This window comes from Rhodanobacter sp. DHG33, assembly GCF_014843005.1.
Classification (GTDB): Bacteria; Pseudomonadota; Gammaproteobacteria; order Xanthomonadales; family Rhodanobacteraceae; genus Rhodanobacter_A.
The window spans coordinates 1-1,655 of sequence record NZ_JACYXM010000025.1 but is presented as its reverse complement, the minus strand read 5'-3'; the positions used below and the strand labels follow the sequence as shown (position 1 = coordinate 1,655).

Genomic DNA, 1,655 nt, shown 5'->3' with positions numbered 1-1,655 from the left:
TGCGCGCGCCGGGCAGGGCGTTGAACGGGTCGGGCAGGAAACGTTCGGTAGTGAGGTCAGGGCGGTTCAAGTAACCGCGGGCGACACCGGCACCGCCGATGTACAGCTCACCGGCGACCCCGAGAGGAACCGGCTGGCCGCGGGCATCAAGCAGATAAATGCGCGTGTTGGCAATTGGACGGCCAATCGGAACTGCAGGGGCATCAAAGTCAGGTGGGCAAGACCACGCTGTCACATCGATGGCAGCCTCGGTAGGGCCGTACAGGTTATGTAGCTGCACATGCGGGAGGGCTTGTAGGCATTTGTGAGTACTTGATACGGGAAGTGCCTCACCACTACAGATCACACGTTGCAATGCTGTACACCGCGTTACATTCGTGGCATCCAAAAAACTATTGAGCATCGATGGAACAAAGTGTGCCGTAGTGACTCGATATTGGCCGATCAAGTCAATTAAATAGTGCACATCCTTATGTGCCTCCGGCGCTGCCATTACCAGCTTGGCACCATTGAGGAGTGTCCAGAAGAACTCCCAAACGGACACGTCAAAGCTGAAAGGTGTTTTCTGTATGACAACATCATCCGTTGTCAGGTTGTAGGCGACCTGCATCCACACCAAGCGATTGATCAGTGCCCGATGCTCGTTCTGAGCACCTTTCGGCATACCGGTGGAGCCAGAGGTGTAGATGACGTAGGCGAGATGGGTGGAGGTGAGGCCCAGCATTTGCGGATCGGGATCGGCGACGGACTGGTGGGCCCACGTCGCGGGTGTACCGAGGTCGAGCACGGTCAGGTGAGCGACCGCCGTTTCGCCCAGGACCGTTCGCCCTGCGGTATCGGCCAGCAAGAGCACGGGAGCGGCATCGTGCAGGATCTGGGTCAGCCGCTCAGAGGGATAGGCCGGATCGAGCGGGACATAGGCGCCGCCTGCTTTCAGGATGGCCAGGAGCCCGACGACCATGGCCAGACTGCGCTCGACGCAGATCGCCACGCGATCGTCGGGGCGCACGCCGAGGTTGATCAGATGATGGGCGAGGCGATTGGCCTGGGTGTTGAGTTCGATATAGGAGAGGGACTGATCCTCGAAGACGAGGGCGGTGGCCTCGGGGTGCTGCTGTACTTGTTGCTCGAACAACTGGTGGATGCACAGCTGATCGGGGTAGGGTGCGTCGGTCTGATTCCAGGTCTCCAGCAGCAAGGTGCGCTCATCGGAGGCCAGCAGGTCGATATGAGCGNTGGGTCAGCCGCTCAGAGGGATAGGCCGGATCGAGCGGGACATAGGCGCCGCCTGCTTTCAGGATGGCCAGGAGCCCGACGACCATGGCCAGGCTGCGTTCGACGCAGATCGCCACGCGATCGTCGGGTCGCACGCCAAGGCCGATCAGATGATGGGCGAGGCGATTGGCCTGGGTGTTGAGCTCGGCGTAGGAGAGGGACTGATCCTCGAAGACGAGGGCGGTGGCCTCGGGGTGCTGCTGTACTTGTTGCTCGAACAACTGGTGGATGCACAGCTGATCGGGGTAGGGCGCGTCGGTCCGGTTCCAGGTCTCCAGCAGCAAGGTGCGCTCATCGGAGGCCAGCAGGTCGATATGAGCGACTGTTTGCGTGGCATCGGTGACCATGGCATGCAGCAGTGTGAGCAGGTAGCCGCGATG

2 protein-coding genes are annotated in these 1,655 nt (G+C 60.8%); both read right to left on the bottom strand.

The features are described 5' to 3' along the window. Nucleotides 1–1,198, bottom strand: a 1,198-nt coding sequence (locus IHE46_RS16810) for an amino acid adenylation domain-containing protein (RefSeq protein ID WP_304626242.1), incomplete at its 3' end; no start/stop codon positions are given. A 7-nt stretch (nucleotides 1,199–1,205) separates the two neighbouring features. Then, nucleotides 1,206–1,655 (bottom strand): AMP-binding protein (locus IHE46_RS17170; protein WP_192166074.1); only part of this gene is annotated, 450 nt, incomplete at its 5' end.